This is a genomic window from Ruegeria sp. YTSA108 (genome assembly GCF_059610185.1).
This window is the reverse complement of sequence record NZ_JBXWND010000015.1, coordinates 41,807-66,723: the sequence shown is the minus strand read 5'-3', so window position 1 is coordinate 66,723 and position 24,917 is coordinate 41,807. Positions and strand designations below refer to the sequence as shown.

Annotated in this window: 21 protein-coding genes and 1 pseudogene; 14 read left to right on the top strand and 8 right to left on the bottom strand. The window is 53.7% G+C overall.

The annotated features are described in order from the left end of the window. From AC2FHW_RS17695 to AC2FHW_RS17660, 8 genes are all read left to right on the top strand, one after another. Positions 1–1,261 (top strand): metal-dependent hydrolase family protein (locus AC2FHW_RS17695; RefSeq protein ID WP_496814434.1); only part of this gene is annotated, 1,261 nt, incomplete at its 5' end. Between the two features lie 62 nt (positions 1,262–1,323). Continuing rightward, positions 1,324–2,727: a metal-dependent hydrolase family protein gene (locus AC2FHW_RS17690; protein WP_271951956.1), complete on the top strand. Its 1,404-nt coding sequence runs from the start codon at positions 1,324–1,326 to the stop codon at positions 2,725–2,727. A gap of 61 nt (positions 2,728–2,788) precedes the next feature. Continuing rightward, positions 2,789–3,190: a hypothetical protein gene (locus AC2FHW_RS17685; protein WP_496822362.1), complete on the top strand. Its 402-nt coding sequence runs from the start codon at positions 2,789–2,791 to the stop codon at positions 3,188–3,190. Between the two features lie 62 nt (positions 3,191–3,252). Then, a complete protein-coding gene (locus AC2FHW_RS17680; protein ID WP_271951952.1) occupies positions 3,253–4,476 on the top strand; it encodes a carbohydrate porin in 1,224 nt (407 codons plus the stop codon). A 151-nt stretch (positions 4,477–4,627) separates the two neighbouring features. Beyond that, positions 4,628–4,879 carry a hypothetical protein gene (locus AC2FHW_RS17675; RefSeq protein ID WP_496822360.1) on the top strand — a complete coding sequence of 84 codons (252 nt, stop codon included), beginning with the start codon at positions 4,628–4,630 and terminating at the stop codon, positions 4,877–4,879. A gap of 129 nt (positions 4,880–5,008) precedes the next feature. Continuing rightward, positions 5,009–5,950, top strand: a complete 942-nt coding sequence (locus AC2FHW_RS17670) for a mechanosensitive ion channel family protein (RefSeq protein ID WP_496822358.1) — start codon at positions 5,009–5,011, stop codon at positions 5,948–5,950. Then, positions 5,947–7,560 carry a mechanosensitive ion channel family protein gene (locus AC2FHW_RS17665; RefSeq protein ID WP_271951948.1) on the top strand — a complete coding sequence of 538 codons (1,614 nt, stop codon included), beginning with the start codon at positions 5,947–5,949 and terminating at the stop codon, positions 7,558–7,560. Before AC2FHW_RS17670 ends, AC2FHW_RS17665 begins: the two co-directional genes overlap by 4 nt. A 148-nt stretch (positions 7,561–7,708) precedes the next feature. Next, on the top strand, positions 7,709–8,185 hold the full coding sequence (locus tag AC2FHW_RS17660) for a hypothetical protein (RefSeq protein WP_271951946.1): 477 nt from the start codon (positions 7,709–7,711) through the stop codon (positions 8,183–8,185). A gap of 11 nt (positions 8,186–8,196) precedes the next feature. Here the strand turns inward: AC2FHW_RS17660 and AC2FHW_RS17655 are convergent, their stop codons facing one another. Next, a complete protein-coding gene (locus AC2FHW_RS17655) occupies positions 8,197–10,839 on the bottom strand; it encodes an AsmA family protein (RefSeq protein WP_496814430.1) in 2,643 nt (880 codons plus the stop codon). Between the two features lie 214 nt (positions 10,840–11,053). Next, positions 11,054–12,679: a L,D-transpeptidase family protein gene (locus tag AC2FHW_RS17650; RefSeq protein ID WP_271951942.1), complete on the bottom strand. Its 1,626-nt coding sequence runs from the start codon at positions 12,677–12,679 to the stop codon at positions 11,054–11,056. Positions 12,680–12,906: 227 nt separating this feature from the next. Between AC2FHW_RS17650 and AC2FHW_RS17645 the strand changes: the two genes are divergently transcribed. The 5 genes and pseudogenes from AC2FHW_RS17645 to AC2FHW_RS17625 all read left to right on the top strand — a co-directional run. After that, positions 12,907–13,602 (top strand): alpha/beta fold hydrolase, encoded by a 696-nt coding sequence (locus tag AC2FHW_RS17645; protein ID WP_271951940.1) that lies wholly within the window; start codon positions 12,907–12,909, stop codon positions 13,600–13,602. A gap of 556 nt (positions 13,603–14,158) precedes the next feature. Beyond that, complete coding sequence (locus AC2FHW_RS17640) at positions 14,159–14,344, top strand: hypothetical protein (protein WP_271951938.1); 186 nt, start codon at positions 14,159–14,161, stop codon at positions 14,342–14,344. 10 nt (positions 14,345–14,354) lie between these two features. After that, positions 14,355–14,597, top strand: coding sequence for a DUF2188 domain-containing protein (locus tag AC2FHW_RS17635; RefSeq protein WP_271951937.1), 243 nt, complete (start codon positions 14,355–14,357; stop codon positions 14,595–14,597). A 720-nt stretch (positions 14,598–15,317) separates the two neighbouring features. Beyond that, positions 15,318–16,553, top strand: a complete 1,236-nt coding sequence (locus tag AC2FHW_RS17630; RefSeq protein WP_496822356.1) for an adenylate/guanylate cyclase domain-containing protein — start codon at positions 15,318–15,320, stop codon at positions 16,551–16,553. A gap of 280 nt (positions 16,554–16,833) precedes the next feature. Then, positions 16,834–17,091, top strand: a pseudogene (locus AC2FHW_RS17625) (cation efflux transmembrane domain-containing protein); the annotation flags it as partial. A 150-nt stretch (positions 17,092–17,241) separates the two neighbouring features. Here the strand turns inward: AC2FHW_RS17625 and AC2FHW_RS17620 are convergent. From AC2FHW_RS17620 to AC2FHW_RS17595, 6 genes are all read right to left on the bottom strand, one after another. After that, positions 17,242–18,141: a sterol desaturase family protein gene (locus tag AC2FHW_RS17620; protein ID WP_142639659.1), complete on the bottom strand. Its 900-nt coding sequence runs from the start codon at positions 18,139–18,141 to the stop codon at positions 17,242–17,244. Positions 18,142–18,639: 498 nt separating this feature from the next. Then, complete coding sequence (locus tag AC2FHW_RS17615; RefSeq protein WP_496822354.1) at positions 18,640–19,746, bottom strand: S-methyl thiohydantoin desulfurase family protein; 1,107 nt, start codon at positions 19,744–19,746, stop codon at positions 18,640–18,642. Positions 19,747–19,775: 29 nt separating this feature from the next. Beyond that, positions 19,776–20,567, bottom strand: coding sequence for an ABC transporter permease (locus AC2FHW_RS17610; RefSeq protein WP_496822352.1), 792 nt, complete (start codon positions 20,565–20,567; stop codon positions 19,776–19,778). Continuing rightward, positions 20,564–21,409 carry an ABC transporter permease gene (locus tag AC2FHW_RS17605; RefSeq protein WP_496822350.1) on the bottom strand — a complete coding sequence of 282 codons (846 nt, stop codon included), beginning with the start codon at positions 21,407–21,409 and terminating at the stop codon, positions 20,564–20,566. The genes AC2FHW_RS17610 and AC2FHW_RS17605 overlap by 4 nt, the downstream gene beginning before the upstream one ends. Continuing rightward, positions 21,406–22,455, bottom strand: coding sequence for an ABC transporter ATP-binding protein (locus AC2FHW_RS17600; RefSeq protein ID WP_496822349.1), 1,050 nt, complete (start codon positions 22,453–22,455; stop codon positions 21,406–21,408). The genes AC2FHW_RS17605 and AC2FHW_RS17600 overlap by 4 nt, the downstream gene beginning before the upstream one ends. Positions 22,456–22,518: 63 nt before the next feature. Then, on the bottom strand, positions 22,519–23,568 hold the full coding sequence (locus tag AC2FHW_RS17595) for an ABC transporter substrate-binding protein (RefSeq protein ID WP_496822347.1): 1,050 nt from the start codon (positions 23,566–23,568) through the stop codon (positions 22,519–22,521). A 209-nt stretch (positions 23,569–23,777) separates the two neighbouring features. On the opposite strand from AC2FHW_RS17595, the gene AC2FHW_RS17590 reads away from it, so the two are divergent. Next, positions 23,778–24,677, top strand: coding sequence for a LysR family transcriptional regulator (locus AC2FHW_RS17590; RefSeq protein ID WP_496822345.1), 900 nt, complete (start codon positions 23,778–23,780; stop codon positions 24,675–24,677). The last annotated feature ends 240 nt before the right edge of the window (positions 24,678–24,917 follow it).

The following is a 24,917-nucleotide window of genomic DNA, read 5'->3' as shown; positions in this document are numbered from 1 at the left end:
GAACGAGGCGCGGATCGAGAACGCAAACGTTTTGGTCGTCGATAACCTGATCGCCGAGGTTTCGACTGAGCCGCTTGTCGTTGCCAATGCGCAAATCATCGAGGGCGGTGGGCGCACACTGATGCCCGGAATGCATGATCAACACGTGCATCTTACCGTGTTCAACCCTCTCAGCGATGGTTTGCGCCAGAATATCACACCCTTTCATCTTGGCGGCGTCGCGACAATTCGGTCTGAACGCATCCTGATGAATGGGTTCACCACTGTCCGGGACCTAGGCGGACCAGCAAAATCCATCGCTCGCATTATAGATTCCGGCATGTTTCCCGGGCCGCGCATTTACTCCTCTGAAGCCTTCATCACCCAGACATCCGGGCACGCGGACTTCCGTAAACTGAACGACCGGCATCCCACACTGTCTGGGCAAGGACCATCACATTGGGTCGAAAGTGAAATGAGCTTTATAGCCGATGGGCCGGATCAGATCCGGATGGCCGTACGCGAGAACCTGCGCCGCGGGGCAACCCAGATCAAAATTATGGTCAGCGGCGGTGTTACGTCCGAGTTCGACCCCCTGCATTCGCTTCAGTACCAAGCCGATGAAATCCAGATGGCAGTCAAAACCGCCGAACAGTGGGGCACATATGTGACCTGCCATGTGTTCACTGAACAGGCGATCCGAAACTGTATCGACAATGGCGCGAAGACCGTCGAACACATCCCGTTTCTGACTCCGGAAGTGGCCGAGGTCATGGTTCAAAAACAGATCATGTTTGCGACCGCCGTGGCTCCGGTCTACTCGGTCTCCACCGAGCAGGCCGAAGCATTTTACACACCAGCGTCGTTTGCGAAGTGGAAGACGGTGCGGGATGCCGCGGCCAACATGATTGAAGTAATTCAAACCACGCCAGGCATGATCGACCTCTATACCCTGGGCACTGACCTCATCAACAACTGGGACCAAACGCTAGAGCAGGACAAGAAGATGAGCGACGAGTTCAAATACCTGCTTGAAGCGAATTTCACACCCTTCGACATATTGCGCATCGCAACTTCAAACGGCGCACGCATGAACCGTCTTACTGGTTTGAACAATCCTTATCAGGACGGCCCGCTGGGTGTGGTCGAAGTGGGTGCATACGCCGATCTTCTATTGGTCGACGGGAACCCGCTGGAGGACATCCTGCTGCTATCCGATCCCGACACCAATCTAAAGATCATCATGAAAGATGGCGTGATCTACAAGAACACACTCGACTGAGTGTCGCGTGGGGTGAACTTACCTCGGCACCCCGCGCACTAAATTTTAAGGGAGAGAAGGACATGAGTATTTCGACAAAGACGGGTGCCGTCGCGAGCCTGGTTTTTTGCGCTGCCACTGCCGCGTTTGCGCAGGACACCCTGCCACAAACCCTGTTCACCAACGTCCATGTCTTTGACGGAGTGAACGAGGCGCGGATCGAGAACGCCAGCGTTTTGGTTGAAGGCAACTTGATCAAAGAAGTGTCCACCGAGGTCATCGACGCGCCTGGCGCCACCGTGATCGACGGCGGCGGACGCACGCTTATGCCGGGACTAATCGACAGCCATACCCATATCTATGCTACCGGTGTTTTTCAGACATTTGCCGGACTGCAAGCCGCGAAATGGGACCAAGTCGGCGCGGTTGCGACGGAGAACGCCGCCGACTACCTGTATGACGGGTATACGACGATACGCGATACAGGCGGAATGGGAAGCGGTCTGCGCGAGTTAATCGACCAAGGCGTCATTGAGGGGCCTCGCATCTACACGGCGGGTGCCGCGATTGGGCCAACATCTGGGCACGGAGATTGGCGTAACCCGGTTCAAATGTCCTTTGAAACAATTCCTGAGGACATGGGCGCTAGGCTCAACATGTCTTACGTCGCGGATGGCATTGACGAAATCCGCAAGGCTTCGCGACTGAATTTTGCGCATGGTGCGAGTTTTTTGAAGCTCATGGCAGGTGGTGGTGTTTCCTCGGAACTCGACCCTTTGTGGTCAATTGCCTACAGCGTCGATGAAATGGCCGCAGCGGTTGAAGCAGCGTCTTTCTTTGACACGTACGTCACCGTGCATGCCTATACTGACGAAACGGTTTCCATGGCACTGGATGCAGGCGTGAAATCATTGGAGCATGGCCAGATGGTGACAGAGGACACTGTAAAACGGATCGCAGATGAAGGTATTTTTTGGTCGTTGAATGTTGCGGGTATGGATCCGCAACTTTTGAGCCATCCAAACTATGCGATGCCGACTGTAAAGCCGAAACTCGAAGCGTATCTTGAAGGATCAGAGAACCTCATCTCATACATCAAGAAGCACAAGCCGAAGATCGTGCATAACGTCGATACAGTATTATCGACAATCGGGTTTGGAAGGTCACATCGGGACTTCGAGAAATACTATTTTGCTGATTTGTTCGGAAATCATGCGTTCTTGGTTGCCGCGACCTCGACGGGCGGCGAACTCGCGCAACTCACGGGAAAACGCAATCCATACCCCAACAAGTTAGGCGTCATTGAAGCCGGTGCCTATGCAGATATTCTCCTGGTCGATGGCAACCCACTTGAGGATTTGTCGGTCCTAGGTGCCAACCCGGAATGGTTCGATGCCGCTCCGCGTGATCGCGGGTTTGATACTATCCGCGTCATCATGAAGGACGGCAAATTCTACAAGAATACGCTGGAAGAAAAAGGAAAGTAGGGTGGTCTATCTTTGATAACCCCACACGTCAGCCAAGAAATCTTCCCTGATAGGAAAGACTGTGAAACATCTCAGCCTTGGCATCTTTATGGCGATCTGTGGTTCAATTGTTGCTGCTGAAGATTCCGAAAGCATGCGTACGTTTTTGTTCATTGGCACGTCCAATAGCACCGCTTGGGAGATGCAGATCGCCAATCCGGGGGATCGCGCAGCCTCGGTGAAGGGCGGGATCGAAGCGCTCGGCGGAGAGCTTTTGAGCTATTACTGGGGGCTTGGAAACCGGACGAACTACATCACCGTTTCACTGCCAGACGATCCAAGCTTTATCCAGGCCTTCTATGTCAGCCGCCTAGGCGACGGCTTGTTGGATGACTACCAGATGATCGAATTGATGAGCAGCGCCGACATGGCTGTGGCGCTGGAACGTGTTTCAGAAATCAAAGCTGTGGATGGCATAAAGTGATTGGAGGTTCGTTGCGCCAGAGATCATATCTTCCTTCACGACCGACCCTTGCCAACGCGTTATTGAGCGCCTTTGCACTAATTGGCGGTGCGGCTGAAGCCCAGGAAAATGCTGCTCAGGCGAAACTGAAGGCCGCAGCCCAGGTATCGTTGGGTGGTCCGGGATCAGCCAGCGCGCAGCAGGAGCAAGACAGGTTGCGCCGGCTGGAAGATTCGCGTTGGCCCGGTTTGGACCGTGCCATTGATCCAACCGAAACCGCTTTGGGTCGATTTCGGGAAAACACCGGATTGGCGCTCAGCTTTGATTACCAAGCGCTATACCAACGCAGTTCTCACAGCCTGACCGGGCAGGACGAATCTGCATCCGGTCAGCTCAGGATGGTTGGGACGTGGGAATTGGCAAACCGGGGTGGTGAAAACCCGGGTAGCCTTGTCTTTATTCTGGAGAACCGACACCGGTTGGGCCAGTCCATTGCACCCTCAGCACTGCCTGCGCAAATTGGATATCAAGGGGCAACTGCGGTCACGTTTGGGGACACGAACACGACCTTGTCGGTAGCTTACTGGCAACAAGCCTTCGCAAACGGACGAGGAGGAGTGGTGGCGGGTCGGATCGATCCGGGCGACTACTCTGACATTCTGGGTTACGTGAACCCAAGGACGACCTTTTCGAACTATTCAATCCTGTTTAGCCCGGTGCTGCCAATCCCCGATCCCGGTTTTGGTGTCACGGTCGGCGGCTACCTGACGGATCAAATTTATGCGTTAGGGGTGGTCAGCGATGCCAATGGGTCTCTCACAGACATCGAGTGGTTTTCCGGGGGTAGCGAATTCTACAAATACGCCGAGATCGGCTGGACGCCCGAAAAATCAAAACGATTTCTGACAAACGTTCATCTGGGGATGTTTCACACAGATGCGCGCCAACAAGTTGGCGTACCGGAAACATATGGAGCCACACTTTCTGCCAACCATACATTCGACAACCAACTGATGATCTTCGGACGGCTGGGATGGTCCAATGGCGGCGGTGCGTTGGCCAGGCGTGCAGTCAACGCAGGCTTGATGTGGCGACCTGGCACCTATGATGATCTCCTTGGCATAGCGGCCACTGTTGCCGACCTGACGACACCGGGATTGCCCAATCAAACGACACTTGAAGCTTTCTACCGTTTGGACTTGGCCGACAATCTGGCACTGACGGCAGACGTGCAATACCTGAAAAATCCCGGATCAAACTCGAACGACCCGCTGGTCTTGGGACTGAGACTGAGGGTCAATCTTTGATGAATGCCGGGTAGCAGTTTCCGTTCGGGCTTCATTTTGGCCGGAACGGGCGGGGGCGGCAAGTGAGTGGGTCGCCCCCAACTATTTTTGATGGCAGACCTTTTCGGTCTCCTTATGATCTCTTCAGTCTTTATGTGGGAGCTTTAGTGTCATGACGCGATACATCTACGGTTTGGTTATTTTGCTCTTTGCTGCGGCGGTTTCGACGTCAAACGCTGTTCCAGCGTACGCACAGAACGCGGCGAGTGAACAGGAACCTGCCGAGGTACAGCAAGAAGATCTCTTAACTCAGGTTGCCGACAAATCAATTTCTGCCGGTGACCTGGAGATACTGCTTGTTCCGCTGACGACTGATGAGCTTTCAGAAATTGCTGTTGCCTGGCAAAATCATGTTCGCAACTAACTTGAAGAAATTGCCCGTATCAATCTTAGCCTTCAGGCCGGAAACGAAGCGCAAGAAGATGACCTGAGATCACAGCTTTCTTTGATAAACGACACTGGCACTGTAATTTTGGATAATTACACACTGGTCTTGAACGAATGGGCCCTAAAGGGTGCCGCCGAAGAAGACCTGAAACCGCATACCGATTATCTATTAGCGCTCAAAACTGGCGTGCTTAAAACAACGGATTTACAGACTTTATTTCACAACGCTCTCCAATGGTTGGTTTCCTGGGAGGGAGGTGCTGGTCTTCTATTGGCTGGGTTGGGTGTTTTGGCTGCTGTTTGGGTTATGATGTTTGTAGCCAAAATGGTGCGTCGTTTAACTGAGCGCGGTCTTGAAAAGATACCAACAATATCGCGGATGCTTAAGAAATTCATTGCGACCGCAGTGTTTTGGGCGGTCTTTATTCTCGGCATTCTGGTTGTACTTGCCTTGTTCGGTGTGAACGTCACTCCTTTGTTTGCAATATTTGGTGGTTTGTCTTTCATTCTTGGCTTTGCGCTTCAGGAAACGCTAGGCAATCTCGCCAGCGGTCTGATGATCATGGTTTTGAAGCCATTCGATACCGGAGACTATATTCAGGTTAGCGGGTCATCTGGTTTTGTTGACGAGATGTCGGTCGTTTCGACAAAAATCCGAACCTTCGACAACCAGATCATCATTGTGCCGAATAGTAAGATCTGGGGTGACGTAATCACAAATGTCAGCGCATCTGATGAGCGTCGCGTCGATCTGGTTTTTGGGATCGCGTATTCAGACAACGCTGCTCACGCAATCGATGTTCTGAAGGAATTGGTCGCAAGACATGAACTATGCCTGAAGTCGCCTGATCCAGAAATATTTGTTGGTGAACTTGGCGACAATTCAGTCAATATCTTTTGTCGACCGTGGTCCAAGTCTGACGACTATTGGACTGTCTATTGGGACCTCACAGGACAAGCCAAGGAGCGGTTTGACCAAGAGGGAATATCAATACCGTTCCCGCAGCGCGATGTTCACCTGATTCCAGTGGAAGGAGCAAAGACATGAGAGCATTAGTAATATGGATGATGTCCTTTCTGCTTCTTTGCAGTGTAGCCTCGGCCCAGTCAGAAGAAATACTGCTGCCGCAGCAAGAGCGAGAAGATCCCGAATTCATAGCACCGGTCATTGTCGACGGGGATGAGCTTTTTGTCGTCCGCGGATCCAGCGCATTGCCCGCAACGGACAGGGCCGCAAAGATTGAAGAAAGAATTGCTCAAGTTGCGGATAGATCAGAGAGCAAAACGGTCGGCATCCAAATCTCCCGGGCTGAATTTGGACAACTCGTACGCGTCGACGGCCATATGGTCACTATTACCACTCAGGCTGATGCCGACCACGAACAGATGGACATTGAAGTTCTGGCCGGGCTGCAAGCAGAGGCCATCGAAAATGCCATTTTAAAGTACCGGGAAGCGCGATCCAGCGAAGGCCGCGTTGACAGCGCCTTGGCCGCTGTTGCTTGGACGGCGTTGTTTGCACTGGTGTCATACTTCTTCTTTGCCAAACGGAAGAAGTTTCTGGGCTATGTCAGAAACAACTTGGAAAAGAGAGCGGAAAGCGTCGAGGAAGCTACAAAGTCAATCCTACGAAGCAGGGCAATCGCGTCTATCATCGTTTATTCAATTCATGCTTTGATGTGGGTGCTGTTTCTGTTTTTTCTCTATTACTACCTGTCCTTGGTTTTGCTGTCTTTCGCGGAAACCCAGGCCATCGCTCAAGTTCTTCTAAAGTACGTTAGTGAGCCATTGATAAATGTTGTGCTGGCTGTCGTTGGGTACATCCCAAACCTGATCATGCTGGTGATTATTGCAGCCTTATGTCGATTTGCGATCCGCGGCCTCGATCTGTTCTTTGACAACCTGGAGAACGGTGCATTCGAAATCAAAGATTTCGAGGCGCACTGGATCGCGCCAACGAACATGCTGTTCAGGGCTTTGATCATCGTGATCGCACTGGTGTTCGCCTACCCATACATTCCGGGCTCAGGTTCCCGGGCGTTTCAAGGCCTGACAATTCTTGCCGGTATCATGGTCTCGTTGGGATCTAACACAGTTGTATCGAACATGATGGCAGGTCTGTTTGTCATCTATCGGCGCAGCACGAATGTTGGTGATCGAATAATGGTTGGCGACAAGATAGGGGACGTAACCGAAATCAAGCTTATGGAAACACTTATCAAATCCATCAAAAACGAAATGATCAGTATTCCAAACGCTCAGTTGTTGAACTCAGAAGTCGTGAATTATTCGCGCAAAGTCGATGGTCGAGGCCTTCTCGTTCACACAACGGTCGGGATCGGGTACGAGGAGCCGCCAAAAAAAATCACGGCAATGTTGATAGAGGCGGCTCATCGCACACAGGGTTTGAAGAAAAACCCGGAGCCTTTTGTACTTTGGACACAGTTGGCTGACTATGCCATCAATTACGAAATTAACGCATACACATCTCGAGGATCGAGTTTGCCTAAGATTCTGTCTGATCTACACCAAAACATCGTGGAAGTGTTCAACGAGAACGGTACGCAAATTATGACACCGTCCTACATGGCTGACCCGCCAAGTCCTAAGATTCCCACCGAAGAATGGGATGGAAAGCTTGCTCATATAGCGGAGTAAAAGAATACCACGTCCACTCTGGGTCCACTAAACCCTTCCATTGCAGGTTGTCGGATTAGTTTGATTGATCCAGAGCAATGGGTAGGATTAATGAAATAGTTTTCAGAACGTTTTGAGGTTCCAGATGATCAATTGGGCATTTACTGCAATGGTAACGCTTCTCGCGAGTGGCGCTCTTGCCGCTGGTATGGAGCGGTGGGGTGAGTCTGGCGACTGGACAATTTTGATCGACCTCGAGAAAGGAAACGGCTGCCTCGCGTGGAAGCCCTTCGAAGACGACATGACAGTTGAAATTGGCGTCGCACCCAATCAGGCTGGCGGTTTCTTTGCCGCCTACAATCCGGCCTGGGTTCAGATTGAGGACGGGTCGACCGGCATCGTGAACTTCGATTTTGGTGACGCAAAGTTTGAAGGCGAAGCCATAGGTGTTTTCAAGAATGGCGTCCCCGGGGGTTACGCCTTTTTCGACAACCCTGCGTTTGTAACGGAATTCGGCAAGCGCCAAAGCGTCACGATAATTGGTGAAAGTGGGGCCGAAGTGGAACTTGATCTAAGTGGGTCCTCAAAAGCCATCGAGGCCGTTTTGACATGTCAGGCAGAACAGCCTGAACCACTCAAGAACTAGGTCGTGACCGACTATTGAAGCTGATTCATGTCTGGCACGCACGGTTGCCTATCTGCTGGCATCGCATCAGCACCTTCCGGAGCCTTGTTTCTGGATCCACCCACATCCAACTTGAACTTCGGTGACGAAAGTTGGCCAGTCACGTCAAACGGCCACGCGCTACGGGATAACGGATTGCCAACTCGACGAGGTTCTGCCCTGATCGCAATAGTATCTTTGACCCAATCCACTTGGCCCTTGGCCACCAATTGAACAGAACCCGTTTCAACCACGATGGAGTCTGAGCTTACCCGGCCGGCTTCGATGTTAATTGGTGCCACAACGCATGTTATGTCCGTGTAACCTTGACGGAGTTCCTCTGAAAACAGCCAAGGGAAAACACCAAGCCCTGCCAACTCCAGAAGGCTGGTGCTGACATAGCCTTGCGACATCGACAAAGAAGCAGTGCCGCGCATGGAATTCACAAACGCATTGCCAGACGCGGTACTGCCTGAAACGTTGAACTCACCACTCAAACGTCCATAGGCATCTATCCCGATACCCAGTTCATCGAGAATCTCTCCGAATTCCCATCCTGAGGTTGACCCCGACAAGGAGAGCCAATCAGGTGAGTCAATCAGATCCATCACTGCCCGTAGGCTGAAGTTTCCACCGCCATATGCCAATTGGAGCGGGCCAAAATCTACGGTCCCTTCTTTTGCAGACAATTGGCTGGAAACAGAAGTTACGCCTTGTTGGCCAACAATCTCCTCAAAGTCGATTTGTACCTCGACGTCTGCCTCTCTCAGTACGCGCTGCACATCCAGAAGATCGGCAGGTTTTCCTTTCTGCTTTGGTAAAACCAGGGGCTGCACATTGGTTTCCTTCGGTAGAACCAAGGGCTGTACGTCGGTTTCAGGATCTTTTGAAGCGTCGCCTACCAAGCTTTTGAGCTGGTCCAGCGTAGCGGTCAGGTTTTTTAGATCGTTTAAATCGAGCCTTTTACTCGCAACGTTTCCGCGAACGACAGAAGCGCCCTCGGGAAATTTTGCATCCAAAGCGGCCAGTAAGTGTGACGAACCGGCTTCAAACTCAATTGAGGCAGTGAAGTCCTCGCCCTGCTTTGACGTCTCTGCATCGACGGCAAGTGCGCCAATCTCGACAGGTTGCAACTTGAGCGCAGTCAGAAAACTAGCTCCGTCGCTGACATCCAGTTTCACGTCAAAATCAAGGCCTGACAGCCCTTTCAATTCGCTGACCGATAGCGCGAGGTCAAGCGCCCAAAGATCTGTGCCATAGGTGGTTGCATTAAACCTGTTGAGCGAAACAGGCCCTCCTTCATTGGACAAGCTGAAGTCGGCATTTATGCCACCGAGCTGATCGACAAAATCTTCATCCATATTTGGCAAAATCAATTTGGCCGGCCCGTTGAGTGTGCCTTCGAAAGTCACGTCCTGAAGCTGAAGCAGGTCGAGAATTTCGCCGTCGGCCTTTAGAATTGGGTCCTCTACGGGTCCAGCCTGTAAGGCGATGCCCAGCATCGCAAGCCGACCATCGGGCATGCGGCGAATGCGTTCGATAGAGGCTGGTCCGATCACGTCCAGGCCTTGATCAAATGCGTTAGTTTGGAACAGAAGTTTCTCGAACTCGAAAGACGCAAGGGATCCCACCATGTGCATTTCAAAGGCTGTAAACTTCAGCTCTTGGAAACTCTTTGCAGCGTTCGGCGGCTGCCCCTCAGGATATAGCCGCGCGTCGAATAACAGATCAACGCCCCGAGCTGTGTAGAGGTCTTCTATCGACCCTTCAGCTGTAAGTTGCTGTCCGTCCTCAAGGTTTACGGTGGTCGTGAAGGTCTCGATTTTCAGAGCATCCTGAGAAACAAGCTCTGCTTGCAACTGGCCATTCCCTTCCAGAACTCGCTCCAGCCCAATGACTTCAAGAAAGTCACCGAATTCACCAGTGTCCATTTGCAAGACAGCACGATAGCCGCCTCCCTCGCTTTCTGAAAATGGTTCGCCGTCGTAGCTTACCGTCATTTCGCCAAAATTGGCACGCGTCGTAAACGGTGCACTATGAGGATAGTCACCCTCGATTTCGAAACTTTGGCCGTTGACGGAGCCTGTCCCCGAGACCTTTGTTCTTTGCCCTTTGTCTACCTGTTCCAGAGTGAGAGACTGGAGGTCAAACACGAACGAAAAGCCAGTGGTTTGATCATCAATGTTCAACCCAATGGATGTGAAAGCTACATTCTTGTCGCTCAGGAATGAGAGGATCCCGCTACCTTCTGGGTCGCCCTCATTGGACCCGCCTGTCTCAGCAATAGCCTCTTGATTGTCCTCTTCCGTGGCGTTTTCGGGTTCAGGTTTTGGCGTCGGTCGGCCTTTTCGCCAACTTGTAGTGCCGTCAGCAGCTGTAAGGAAATTCACCTGGAGACCGTCAACGACGAGGTTGTCAAAGTGCAGGCGTCGATTGGCCAAAGCGGCAACATCCAATTCCAGTTCCAGAAGGTTCAATTCTGCAAGAGATGTTTCCGGCATTGTTTGGCTCGGGATAACCACACCACCGACGTAAATGTGGGTAATGCGTCCAAGCGCGACACTAACATCGTCGTTGACCACAATCGGTTGTCCGATTTGTTCAGAAAGGACTTTTTCGACCAGGTCACGTCGCATCTCCGAGAATAGCGGCGCAGCAAGTAGCAACCAAACAAGTGCGATTGTTGCAAACACAAGTAGTACGACAATCCCAATTGTCCTAAACAGCCAAGTCCTCATGCATCCCCCTTTCGTCGCCTACACCGTTTTGCCTATCTGCAATTCAGCGTTTGCCAATCTACTGAAAAAGTTGGGCACATAATTCGGTTCTCGCGCGCCGCGCATTTCGTGCTCATCGGTCCAATGCTGTCAGGATACGAGCATCCCGCTCGTATGGGTCCTCGCGGAAATGAACGACCCCGTCTTCGACCCACGCTGTCCAGTATGTCAAAAGAACTGGCATTGGCTCAGGTAGATCAACGCGCGTTGTCTTCCCGCTATCCAGAATGGACTGCATCTTCTGTCGGCTCCAATCTGGCTCTCCCTCCATCAGAAGGCTCGCGAACTCGAACGGATACTCAAGGCGAACGCAGCCGGAACTGAGATTTCTCTCGTTTCGGTCAAATAGGGTTTTGTCGTTTGTGTCGTGCAAGTATACAGCGTATTTGTTTGGAAACATGAACTTAACCAAACCCAGCGCATTGTCAGGGCCCGGCTGCTGAACCAGGGTCACGCCGGGGTTATTCGCCCCCCAGTTTACTGCATTTGCGGGGATCGTCTGGCCATCCTTGTTCCGAACGACATAGTTGTTTCGTGTCAGATAGGCTGGATCCTTGCGGATGCGCGAAAGTTTGTCTTTACGAAAAATCGAGGCGGGAACGGTCCAGGTGGGATTGAATTCCATGTACTTGATTTCGTCTCGAAACACCGGGGTCTTTCGGTAGGCTGAACCTGTGATTGATCTAGTGGTCCAAAGCGTGCCATCCGATGTGACCAAATATGTGCGGGCTCCTGCAATGTTCACCAGCACGAATTCGTCGTCGACTTCCCGCATAAGCCATCGGCCGCGTTCCAAGCTGAGACGCAGCTTGTTTATGCGGTCTGCCACCGGTTTGTTTAGCGATGCGAACGTCTTACCGCCAATGACCCCATCGGCTTCCAATCCATGCCGACTCTGAAAAGATTTGACTATTTTCACCAAGCTATCGTCGTAAACCCAAGCTGGGTTTGTGCCGTTTTCGCCATCTTCAGAAGAACCGCTTGTTTCAACGTAGCCTTCTGCCGCCAGCCTTTCGCGCAGCTTAGCGACGGCAGGATCTACCATTTCTGGTTTAAGAACGGTTTCATCCGGAACATTGGTCCAACCGCCCTGTAAAGCAATGGCCTTATACTTACTCAGTGCTTCGACAAGCATCATATACTGCGCATTGTCGATATCGATGCGTTCGATTAACGCGCTAAAACCTTCACCTTGAAGAAACTGATTCAGGACAACGGCTGGGTCTTGTTGAATGACCGGCTTTGAGAAGTTCCAATCGTCGTCTAGTGCATTTGGGTCAACTTTCCCGAACACCAAATGATGAACCAATTTCACGGCAGCGTCAGTTGCCAGAATATCGAACAATGCTTGATTAGAAACATCCCCACTTTGGGCGGCCTTAAAAGCGGCTTGAAGCTCCGCTAAGTCAAAGTCTTCTGGTCTGAAGCCCTGTTCTATTGCACTATCCAACTCATCAAAGAGTTCGTCCGACAATACATCGCGTGCCCACGCAGGAGTGAAGTCCCTCTCTTCGTAAAAACGCGGCACTAGGATTTCAGCATCCAAGCTCTTGCTGTCAGGTAGCGTGCTACTCACGTCCAACTTGGCACCGAGTAGAGAAGCAATCTGCTCTGAGATTTCGTTTGCGACGCTTGGGTTGGGGAATATTGTTACCAATGCAGTTAGCGAAATCGCGACTAACGACTTAACGTGACCCACCAATACCTCCTGCGGCTTCGCTCTACATGCTGTTTCTATGTGGGAGGATACTCATACATAATGTATAATCAAATCGTAATTTATGATTTTAGTATGGCCATTTGATTGAAGGGTTCGAGAGCCGTGTAGATATGCAGGGGATCGACGCTGAACGTCCAAACGATGATGTGGACGAGGCGGCCCTGTTGAATCTAATGTCATTACAGTATCGACGGAGTTGAGCGGGTATGGCGACATTTGTTTTGGTCCATGGAGCGTGGCAAGGAGGATGGTGCTGGGCGCGCGTAGCCGCCCTTCTGCGCAGGGAGGGCCACGACGTTTTCACCCCGACACTGACAGGGGTGGGTGAACGTGCTCACCTCGTGAGTGACGAAACCGATCTGGCCATGCATATCGAGGATGTCCTGGGGGTGATCACGTGCGAAGAACTCTCCGACATTGTTTTGTGTGGTCATAGCTATGGCGGCATGGTTGTCACCGGAGTCGCGGATAGAGCGCCCGACCAAATTCGCTCACTTGTGTTCCTCGATGCGCTCGTGCCGGGCGATGGGCAGGCTGCCTTGGACGTTTTGCCTGCGGATATCGCGGCGGGGCTTCGTGATAGTGCCGTCGATGGTAAAGTCGCGCCGGGCCCAGCGGAGGCTTTTTCGGCGAACGGAGCAGACTGTGCGTGGGTGGACCGCCGAACTGTCGCGCAACCACTCAAGACATTTGAGCAACCGATTCAACTGGTGAGCGGCGGAGCCAAGGTGTTAAAGCGGACCTACATCTATGCCACCGGCTGGGTTCCAGGGCTTGGCCAACCTTTTTTCGAGCGATATCAACATCAGCCGGGGTGGACGGCGATTTCGGTGCCATTCGGGCACTACGTGATGATCGATAGGCCTGACGACTTGGCCCGAATGCTAATGTCCGCAATTTGAAGGTGGCCACCGGGTCCTGCACGAGCAGGTGGACAGCAATATCGCCCGCGTAGGAATAGTTATTGCATCCATCCAGATTGTCCTACCTCAACCAGCGCTTCGGGCGAGATGCGCCGTAGCTCCGCAAGTGAATCCGCGTCTCGACTGATCAGCTGGCATTGATCTCAACCCGAAGCTTCAGCTTCAATGGCAGGCAACCGATCTCGGCGCCGTCACTTTCGGATGCTCGATAATGAGTATGCGGTACTAGCTAGGAAAATAAGATCGGCTCAGACAAGGCGCTCGACGTTATCTTGGCCAACAAGTCTCTCACAATTGCCTTAGAACTGTTTCCCACTGACTAGGGTTGAATTTTTTCGACCAGAGTGCACTCTTGATTATGGATGAGCGTCGAAAGTCGATTGAGTTATGCAAGGACTACTATAAATTGAACGCATTCTACGCGCCGCGCAAACTTATGGGCAAAAAATGCAAACTTATGCGCAAATCTCGCGCAAGGTTATGGGCGCAGACTCCGTAATTTTCTGAATGTAATCAGTGTTGCGCGCGCAGCGTTATGAGCACACCTACAATTTTTGTAGGTGCGCCCATAGCTTTGCATTTCGCCCAAAGATTTGCATCTTTGGCCCAAAACCTTGGACGCGGCAACCTGAAGTCTAATAAACAGGGCTACCTTGCGGAAACTCTTGACGCAACCGATGGTTGTGCTTCTATCATCATGTGTAATGCTGAAAAAATCTAGGATTCACTGAGTGTCTGATTATCATATTTCGAAAGATGGCGAGGGTTGGAAGGTTTTAAAAGCGGGTGGACAGAAAGCGTCTGCAACCGCAAGAACGAAGGCGGAAGCCCAAGAAATAGCCAAAAAATTAGCAATATCGACTGGAGGCGGCGAGGTGAGAGAGCATGCTTCACGCGATGGCGCTGTTCATAAAAAGGGTCAAATCATCGATAGCGATACTCACGGAAAACGTGATCCTAAAGGCAATGGATAACGGCTCATGTGGGAGTTTCTAGACTAGGAGATAGAAAAACTCCCCAGATTTCTTTGCGATTAGAAACGTTGGCCGAGTTAAACCATACTGACACACCACCAATGCTACCGACTAGGCGCGGTGTCGCAATGCGGTTAAGAGAAGCTGTGTAAAAAGCGTCGTGCCAGTATTCTGGCAATCATAACAAGCTGATGCGTGACAGAGCATTTTTAAGTACTTCTATTTGAGGACCAAAGTTGGATAACCTTAGGGCATACAAGCAAGGCCCGAAGACAAAAATGCAAAAAAACCGCGCTGCGGCAATCGACAAGCTACGGGCTGCTGAAATGCAGAACAGAAGTTTATCCGACGGCGAAGATTGAAATGATCTGATCAGGCTGCTCTGAAATTGAACCCAGACTTCTGAAAGGTCTACGCGGTCACCACGCCTTGTATCGGTTGGAGTGGCAAGATTGAGTATTTCGGTTGCCTCAACGCCGACAGATCACACAGATACCCCGCAGAGCTCAGTCGCAAAAGTCTTGCGGTATGCGCCACAGCTCACATCGCCAGCAATTCCTGATGAATTGCGACCATTGCCCAAGTGTCGCGCGTGCAATACGCCACAAGATCAGCATATACCTTAGGGCTGCAAGCGCAGTGGGAGAATTGAATTTGATGTGTCCTTGAAGTGAATTAGACTAAGAGCCAACTGTTCAGATAGCTCATTAAGAGGACACCATGGCAGCTCCTTTAGTCCAAAACTGGGAACTGACTGCCGCCACCCAGGACATAGCAGATTGGCTGGTTCAACAGGGCTTAGAGAATGCGCCTGTGGAGCTCTGGCTTGAAGCATTCTGCAACCGTCTTGTTTCGGCAGGAATTCCGCTTCAAAGAGCAAACATCACTGTTCGCGCTCATCATCCCGAGATTGGGACTGTCGCTTTTCGCTGGCACAGGGATGGCGGTCATGAGCGAGAGAACTTTGTCCGAAGAATGGATGCGCCTGAGGAATACGTTCTAAGCCCAATTTATTATCTTTTGGCAAACAACGTTGAAGAGATCAGACAAGATCTGACAGTCGAAGAACCCGCGCTCAACTTTCCGATCTTCGACGAACTTCGCGAGCGCGGTGCAACTGACTACTTCGCTGTTAAACGGTTTTTCCTTATTCAGGACAATACTACGCCAGTCGATCCAATGCAGGCCTATGAAGGTGCTATAATCTCATTGACAACTGACGCGAACGGGGGCTTCACGAGCGAGCAACTTGATGGTTTGCGTCAACTGATATCTCCACTTTGCCTGACGCTGAAATGTGGGGCGAACCGATTGATGGCTGAAGACATTACAGCCGCATATCTGGGCAAAGACGCCAGTAGGCGCGTTCTTTCCGGGGACATCACCCGAGGTTCATCGGAATCTATTTCAGCGGTGATTTGGTATTTTGACCTGCAAGGATTTACCAAATTGTCAGAGGCGCTTCCGGGGGACTCAATCATAGAATTGCTAAACGACTACTTCGCGGAAGCTGTTGACGTAGTCGAACGCAATGGCGGTAACGTTCTGAAATTCATGGGAGATGGAATGCTTGCCATCTTCGATATCAATCAAGTTCCGGACGCTCGCCGCGTCGCAATTTACGCGGCAGCGGAGTTGCGAGATACTTTTGAGGAACTCAACCAACGACGGCAAGCGGATGGTTTGCCAACGACCGGCTTCACTCTTTCGTTGCACGCAGGCGATGTTCTTTACGGCAACATCGGCGGTAGATCTCGCTTAGATTTCACAGTGGTCGGCCCAGCGGTAAACACAACTTCGCGCATTTTAGGCATGTGCAGTGCGCTTGATCAGAACATTGTTGTTTCCGACAAGGTGGCGGGCGACTTGGTGGGCTCCATTCCAAGTCTTGTTTCCCTGGGGCAATACAGATTGCGCGGTGTTGCTGAAAAACAGGAGCTGTTCACGATAGACTAACTGCCGCTATTTGGAAGCTGCCGCAATGGGGTGTTGACCTGCGTCAAAGCAAAGGTAGCCGGATTGTTACTAGGTTGGTTTGCACATGGAACAGAACTGTTGGATCAAGCACCCGCGCAGAGCGGCATTCTTGGTCATAGTGATTGCATTGTCAGGGTGCATGGGCAGGCACCATCAAGGCAATTGGCATGGCCACGGCTTAGAAGGTTGCTATGGACCTCACCACGACGTTGATCGCGAGGTCCATTGCCGAGCGCTCGAGTGAACTTGAGCCATATTCTTGCTTGTTAGCTACAAGGATGGAGACGCCAACGTGCGATCAGTCTGGTTATGCTCGCGGAACGACGCCATCGGCAACGTAGCTGTTATGATTGCCGCGTTAGGCGTCTGGGGCACGGCAACAGGTTGGCCTGACCTAATAGTTGCTGCGATCATGGCAAGCCTCTTCTTGTCATCTTCGTACCAGATCATTCGTCAGGCTCTTGAGGAACGGCACGAGGAAGCAGCGCATGAGCATAGAACAGCTGGGACAAGCTGACATTCGCTGCGGAGGGCAAACTACACAGGTATGGGCTCCACGCGGTCATTTGCAATATCGCGATGTATGTCCACTTTGCGGACTTTTCTGCCGACGCTTAAAGCCTTGCGCATAACACTCAAGCGCGGCAAAGCAGTCTTTGGTTCAGCGCTATTGGTCTATTTGGTCATTGCCAAGCTTGGTTTGCCCGGACGAGACAGATGAAGATCGCATCTGTTGGCTCGCGGCGTCGAGGGCACCTCCGCTCGCCGGGCCGCGCAGCGGCTGAATCAGCATTCGGTCGAGCCAGAGGTCTCGGCGTGTGCGAAACTGCTTGATGCCGATTTCCATGCTTTTGTGCCCCTTCTTGGGTTGCGCAACGTAAGTGCCTAGAAGTCGGTCCCACCACGGTAGATTAAAGCCAAAGTTCGAGTTGGTCTCGCTTGGATCGACTGAATGGTGGACTCGGTGCATGTCTGGAGTGACGACGATCCATCTGAGAATTCGATCCACCGGACGCGGCAATTCAATGTTTGCGTGATTGAAGAGCGCGGTAGCGTTCAGGGTCACCTCGAAAAGGAGCACGGCGACAGCGGGCGGCCCCAAGGTTGCTACGACCGCTAGCTTGATCCCCATCGAGATGAGGATTTCTACCGGATGGAAACGCAAGCCAGTAGTCGCGTCAAAATCAAGGTCGGCGTGATGCATCCGGTGCAGACGCCAAAGCCCCGGTACGGCGTGGAACATCACATGCTGAAGATAAATTGCGAGATCTAGAAGCAGCATGGAGACCACGATGGCAACCCAAACCGGCGCCTCGATGTTATTGAAGAGCCCCCATCCGCGATCCTCGGCCATGGCTGCGAGACCAACTGCGAGGATTGGAAAGGTCAGCCGCAGGATGGCGGTGTCGAGCACCACGAGCGCAAGGTTGTTTGTCCATCGGATAACGCGCGGAATATCCCGACTTCGCCGGGGTGCGGCCACTTCCCAAAGTGCCATCGCCGCCAGGACGGATAGGAAGGCAATAATGCGGATAGTTGGTTCAGCAGCTAGGATTGTGTCGGACATGGACATCCACTATTCGGGTTTCCGTCGCGATAGAATTGCAAGCTGTTCTAGGCGACGACCGTTCCAATGTAACGCAGACATGCAAGCGATACCATCTGAGGGCGGCTTGGTCCGCAAGGCGGACATTCAGCGGAATTAACCGAACGTCTGCTTCGAGCCCATAGTGTCGAATGCTGCGGCTTGCACGAACGGTGGCGAAGCTCTGTAGGCGGACATAGCGACACCTGAGGACGGCCCAGATTAGACGTTCATCTCACGAAAGGGAAAACGTCGGCTATATGCTGCAAAGGTGTAGCAACCGGTTTCTCGTCAATCTCGCAATGCAAGTGGGAAGGCACCCGCCGTCACTGTTCAAGCTGGATGACTGCTCGTAGCAATGAACCTCTTTGGGATATTGCGCAGAGCGCAGATGCCGAGAACCCTGTTTTCGCGTCTCTTATATGCCGTTTGACGACTTCGCGAGCAAATCAAGTTCTAACAAAATCACCAAACTTGTTGCTATGGTTGGGAGACCGTAGGGCGGTAAGGTTCATCCAGGCCAACATAGCCAGGTCCAAATGCCTCCAGTCCCTTTTGCGTTGTGAAGGGTCTCGGAGCAGGTAGTACGACCACGGCAACCTGTTGGCCGGTGAAGTAGTTCGGGTTGGTAACCGGTTCTCCGGATTCGGTGTCGATTAGGCAGATCAAATCGGGAATGGTTGTATGAACTTCACCATTCAGTCTTCCAACCATGTTCTCGTTTTTGAGCCAGATCTTGTAGGTGTCTCCTTCGAACCCACTGTCTCCTAAAATGGAAATGTTTCCATAAGTGAATCCGTCTCTGGTTTCCCAATCACAGTCATCCACGCTGCCGCGGAAGACAACGACGCCCCCCCCGTGATCGGCAATAACCTGAGCTACATTGCCAGCTTGCGCGCGCGTTTCTCTCCAAACCCGGCCCATATTCATGGCCAAAGAAATTGCACCGGGGATGACCGCGTCGCGGATCTCGTGGATTTCAAGGGCGTGGTCGATGGCGGCGATGTCGTTGCGGCTGACCTTGGACAGGGCGCGGACGATATGCTCGGCACGTTCGTCATCCATGACGTTTTCGCAGATGATCGCCTCGCCAAATTCGTTGGCCATGACGATGGGCGCGGCGGGTAGGCCGTTGATATAATAGGTCGAATGGGTGATCTCGGGCACCGCGCGCCCTGCGGGGTCGGCGTCAATGATATAGGCCCCGGCCATGGCGGCGGCATAGAAGGACGTGGCTGTGTTAGACCCACCAAGCTCGCACGAAATGGTGCCATAGAATTCGCGTCCCAGATAGGTCTGGAACCGGTCATAGGCCGCCAGGATCGAGGGGATGCCGGTGCGGGGCAGGCGGGCGTATTTGCGCTCTTCTTCCTCTGGCAAGGCCGAGATCGCGCCCAGCATATAGGGCGTGCAGACCAGCGCGTCTTGTGGAGCCTCATCAAGGCTGACCATGATGAACTCTTTGCCCTTCGACAGCGCGTCGTCGATCATCGCCAGCCCGTCTGACAGCTCGCCGCCGCCGCCGGTGCCAAGGATGGCCGCGCCGTAAAGGATGTCTTCCAGATCCTGTCGGGACAGTTTTTGCATGGCTATATTCCTGTTGAATGGGACGCGCGTCAGTCGCGCGATGCCCCGAGAAGTTTCAGAAGATCGGTGACCATGGACAGGGCCAGCAACACGCCGATGGTCAGCAGCGCAAAGCCCATCGCGGCCGAGGCGACGACCGGCGTATAGCCATAGCGCACGTTGTTGAAGATGCGGATGGGCAGGGTCTCGACCGCGAAGCCGGACACCATATACGAGATCAGATACTCATTGACGCTGATGATGGCGACCAGCGCATAGCCGGTGATGACATAGGGCAGGACCAGCGGGAAAATCACCTTGGCAAAGGTCTGCCACGGGGTCGCGCCCATGGTACGCGAGGCCTCGATCACGTCATCGGACAGGGCGGCAAACCCGCGCGCGATGATGACCAGTGGCAGGGTGACGAAGAACACGCCATGTGAGATCACGGTCGCCTCGGCCCGGCCATACCAGCCCATTTCGGCCCAAAAGACGCTGGCGCCCATGGCGATGATGATCGGGGGCAGCATGAAGGGCCCGACGCCAAGCGCGAAGACCAGCTTGCCGAAGCCCGATTTCAGCCGCCACAGCACATAGTTCGCGGCCAGCGCAATGGATACGGCCAGAAGCCCGGCAAAGGCCGCGATCACCAGCGAATTGCGGATCGGGATCAGCCAGTCTTTCTGGGTCAATAGCTCGGTATACCAACGCGCCGACAGCTCGTTTGGGGGGAAGGAAATGTTGCTTTCCGCACTGATCGAGACGCCAGCGACGATGAGGAACGGCAGGATCAGCCCGATGGCGATGACGGTGACGAAAAGGCGTTTCAGAAGGGTGCTCATGACGGCGTCCCTTTCTTGCGCGAGGCCAGCATGAGGCCCCCGATGATCAGCAAAGTGAAGACCAGCATGATGACCGACAGGGCGGCCCCCAAGGGCATGTTGGCGTCGCCCACGGCCTTGTCTGTGATGATCACGGTCATGTTCCAGTCTTGCGGGCGGCCCAGCATGGTGGGCATGACGAAGACGCCAAGGAAATAGACAAACATTGTCACGACGGATGATAGGATTGCGGGCAGGAAGTTGGGCAGAACCACCTTGGAAAACACGCGGGCGGGCGGGGTGCCAAGGGTCAGAGCGGCCTCTTCAATGCTGCGGTCGCGTTGCGCCATCTGCGGGAAAAACATCAGCGCCACCAGCGAGAAACCCAGCGTGATGAACCCGATCAGCATCGCGCCGAAGCTGGGCGACAGGGACCGCGGGTCGCTCCACAGCCCGACCCAGCCGAGGAATTTCGGGATGCCCGAGTTTTCGGAAAATAGGATCAGCCAAGCGAAACCGATGATCACCTCGCTCAGGCACATGAGCGACAGCAAAAGGATCACCCAAAAGAGCTGCCAGCGGCGGTGCATGTCGACGATGATATACATGGCCGGGAAGGCCAGAAGCACCACGACCACGGCGCCAAGCGACGCCGACCACAGCGAGCGCATCGAGATTGTGAAGTAAAAGGACGTAAAGAACTTGGCGTAATTGTCCCAGACAAAGGCGACCTTGTAAAAGCCCAGCGGGTCACGTTCGTAAAAGCTGACCACCACCATGAAGGCGAGCGGGGCGAGGAAGAACAGCGTCATCATCGCCAGCGGAAAAAGCCCGATCAGATATGGAGCAAGCGCGTGTTTCATGACGGGATGACCCATGCGTGATCGAGGTCGAATTTGATTTCGGCGCGGTCTCTGACTTTGAATTCGGGGGCGCGGTCGGACACCATCGTGTGGATGAATGTCCGGTCCCCGACGCTAAGTTCGGTTTCGATGGATGCGCCAAGGTGGCGGGTGAAATCGACGGTGCCGATCAGGCCGGACCCGCCTTCGGATGCCGTCTGCAAGCGCACATACTCGGGGCGCACGGCGATGGTGTGCTTGCCGGTCAGGCCGCTCAGATCCCCTACGGCGGCGCCCAGATCGACGCCATCCAGCATCACGGGACCGCCCGCCGTAAACTCGGGGCTGAAGATGTTGTTGGTGCCCATGAAGTCGGCCACGAAACGGGTTTGGGGACGCGCGTAGACCTCGGTCGGGGTGCCGGCTTGTTCGATCCGGCCTTCGTTCAGGATCACGATCCGGTCGGCGATCGACATCGCCTCGTTCTGGTCGTGGGTGACGAAGATTGTTGTGACGCCCAGCTTGCGTTGCAGCTTTTTCACCTCGATCTGAAGGTGCTCGCGCAGGCCCGCGTCAAGGGCGCTGAAGGGTTCGTCCATCAGGAACAGGGCGGGCTCGATGGCCAAGGCGCGCGCGATGGCGACACGCTGACGCTGACCGCCAGACAGGGCCGAGACCGGACGATCAAACAGCCCCGTAAGCCCGACAACCTCAAGCAAATCCCGCGCGCGCTCCAGCCGTTTGTCCTTGCCGACGCCGCGAATTTCCAGCCCATAGGCGATGTTTTCACCCACATTCAGGTGGGGAAACAGCGCGAGGCTTTGAAACACCATGCCGACATTGCGCTTGTGGCATTGCACGGCGGACAAGTCGGCATCGTCAAGCAGCATGTCACCCGAGCTTTGTTCCTCGAGCCCTGCGATGATGCGCAGAAGCGTGGTCTTGCCGCAGCCAGAGCCGCCAAGAAGGCAAATGAACTCGCCCGAGGCAATGTCCAGACTGACATCTTCCAGCGCCTGGAAAGTGCCAAAGGATTTCTGGATGTTTTGAAGCAAAAGCTGGGCCATCACGGAACACTTTCATAAGCGCCGGGCCCGTGCAGACGCACAGACCCGGCAGGGAGAGACCGATTACTGCGAGATCATCTCGAGGTATTTGTCGGACAGCCAATCCCCTTCACGCAGGTGGATATGGGTCTGGGTGCGGATCGGGGTGCCTGCGCTGCCGACGGATGCGAACTCTTCGTCCGTCAGGTCCATCGCCTCACGCTTGCCCACAGGAGCGATGCCAAGGTTGCGGGCCATTGCGGCCTGCACATCGGGGCGGATCATGTAGTTGATGAATTTCTCGGCTGCCTCGATGTTTTTGGAATCGCGCGGTACGATCCAATAGGCGTCACCCAAGACGCCGCCTTCTTTCGGGAAGGTCGACACGACCGGCAGACCATCGGCAGCCGACAGCATGGTGACGTCATGGTAATACAGACCGCCCACCAACTCGCCTGCTTCAAGGCTTTGCTGGAACTGACCTTCGTCGCGATACCACAGCTGCACTTGCGGCTTCAGCTCGGCGATTTTGGCGATGACTTGTTCCAGCCCCTCGCGGGTCTCCATGATCTCGTAGCCACCGAAGAAGGTCAGGGCGGTGGCCTCCATCAACCCGCTATTCGCGTTCGAGGTCAGGCCCAGCTTGCCGTCCCAATCGCGGGTCCACAGATCGGCCCACGAGGTCGGGGCGTCAGCCACGGCTTCGGTGTTGGTGACGAAAGTTGTGTACCACGACAGGGCCCCCACGGCGTTCAGATCGCCCGCTTCGCTGGTCTTCGTGAAGCCGTCCAGAAGGGTGGCGGTGTTGGGGATGCTGTCTGCGTTCAGATTGGCCCACAGCCCGATGGACTGGCCGCGCAAAAAGACCTCGTCCGCGACCAGGGACAGGTCGGCGGGGGCGGTTTTGGCTCGGGCGGCGTTCGTCAGTTGGGTCAGCCACGCTTGGTCGGCGGGCTGCGCAATCGAGCGCACGGTGATGCCGGTTTCTTCGGTGAAACCCGGATAGATCACGTCGCGCAGGGTTTCTTCAAAGAACCCGCCCCACGCGCTGACGGTGATTTCTTCGGCCATCACGGCGCTGCCAGTAAAGGCAATCACGCTGGCGGCGAGGGCAATTGGTTTACGCAGGTTCATCTTTCGGGCTCCCGATTGTTGGTCTGTCCGCCACGGGTCGCCCCCGGCGGATCGTTGATTGCTTTAACCTTAGGCAGTCGCCGCCCCCCGAACCATATTGTTCTGGTGATACATGCATAAGCCAATCGACATGCATCCAGTTTTTTGCTTTGCTTTCAGAAAGATCAGCGCCGGGGAAAGACATGAAACTGACCGATATCGACCTGCGTTTGCTGCGCGTCTTCAAAGCCGTCGCCGAGGCTGGGGGCTTTGTCAAAGCGCAGGACGAACTGGGAATCAGCCAGCCAGCGATAAGTTCACATATTGCCAACCTTGAACAGCGACTAAATGTCCGGCTTTGCAACCGGGGCCGACAGGGATTTTCTCTGACACCGGATGGTGAAGAGGTTCTGAACGAAACCAACCAGCTGCTGTCGCATCTGGATTCATATGCCTCGCGTCTCAATGAGATCGGCCGGAAAACCGAACAACTGGTCAGGATCGGGGTTGTCGATTGCCTTGTGACAGACCCAGCCAACCCACTTGCAGAAACGTTGCGTGCTGCAAGTCGAGAGTTTGAAGACCTTCATATCAGAGTTGGCGTTTACGACTATCTTGATTGCCTGACTGAGCTGCGTGCTGGTCGCCTAGATATTGCGATTGTTGGGATTGGAGTTGGCGAGACACTGCCCGGCGACATTGAAGCTCGACATCTCTACGACGAGCCCAGCGGTCTTTTTTGTCACGTGGATCACCCCTGCAACGGAACCAAAAACCCAGGCGCATTGAAGGAAATGCTTCGGCGAAGCAAGATCTCGGCCCATAGCTTCCTGAGCAATCCGATTGATGAAAGCCTAGATATCCGTCTGCTCGAACAAAACTCGGAAATCTCTCAAGGCAACATAGAATCAACGACCTATCTGACCCTCGCGGGGGCGCATGTAGGCTTGATCCCCATTCACTACGCTGCAATTTGGGAAAAGAACGGAGGAGAAATTGTCGAGATTGCGCCTGAGACGTATCGGGTTGTGTCGCAAATTCATGCATTACGGTTGAGTTCGCGAACTCACGGCGACGCTGCAAACTGGATTTGCGATAGTCTCTCTTTTGAGGGCAAACAACACAGATAGCCGACGGCGCTGTCAGTGCCGGAGAACACCGATACGCGAAGCGAATCCTGATGCCGGTTGCGGAGCACTTGAGTTGCCTGTCCTTGCTATGTTCCGCGGCTGTCGCATACGAGTACAATGCAGCCGTTCGGGCTGGAAACATCAAGGGCAGCTTTGTCCGCTCTACCGACATTGACCATCAGCCTAACTCGCAGCACTGACTTGCCGTAGAAATTCACCGTTCGCACAGGTGGCCCCATA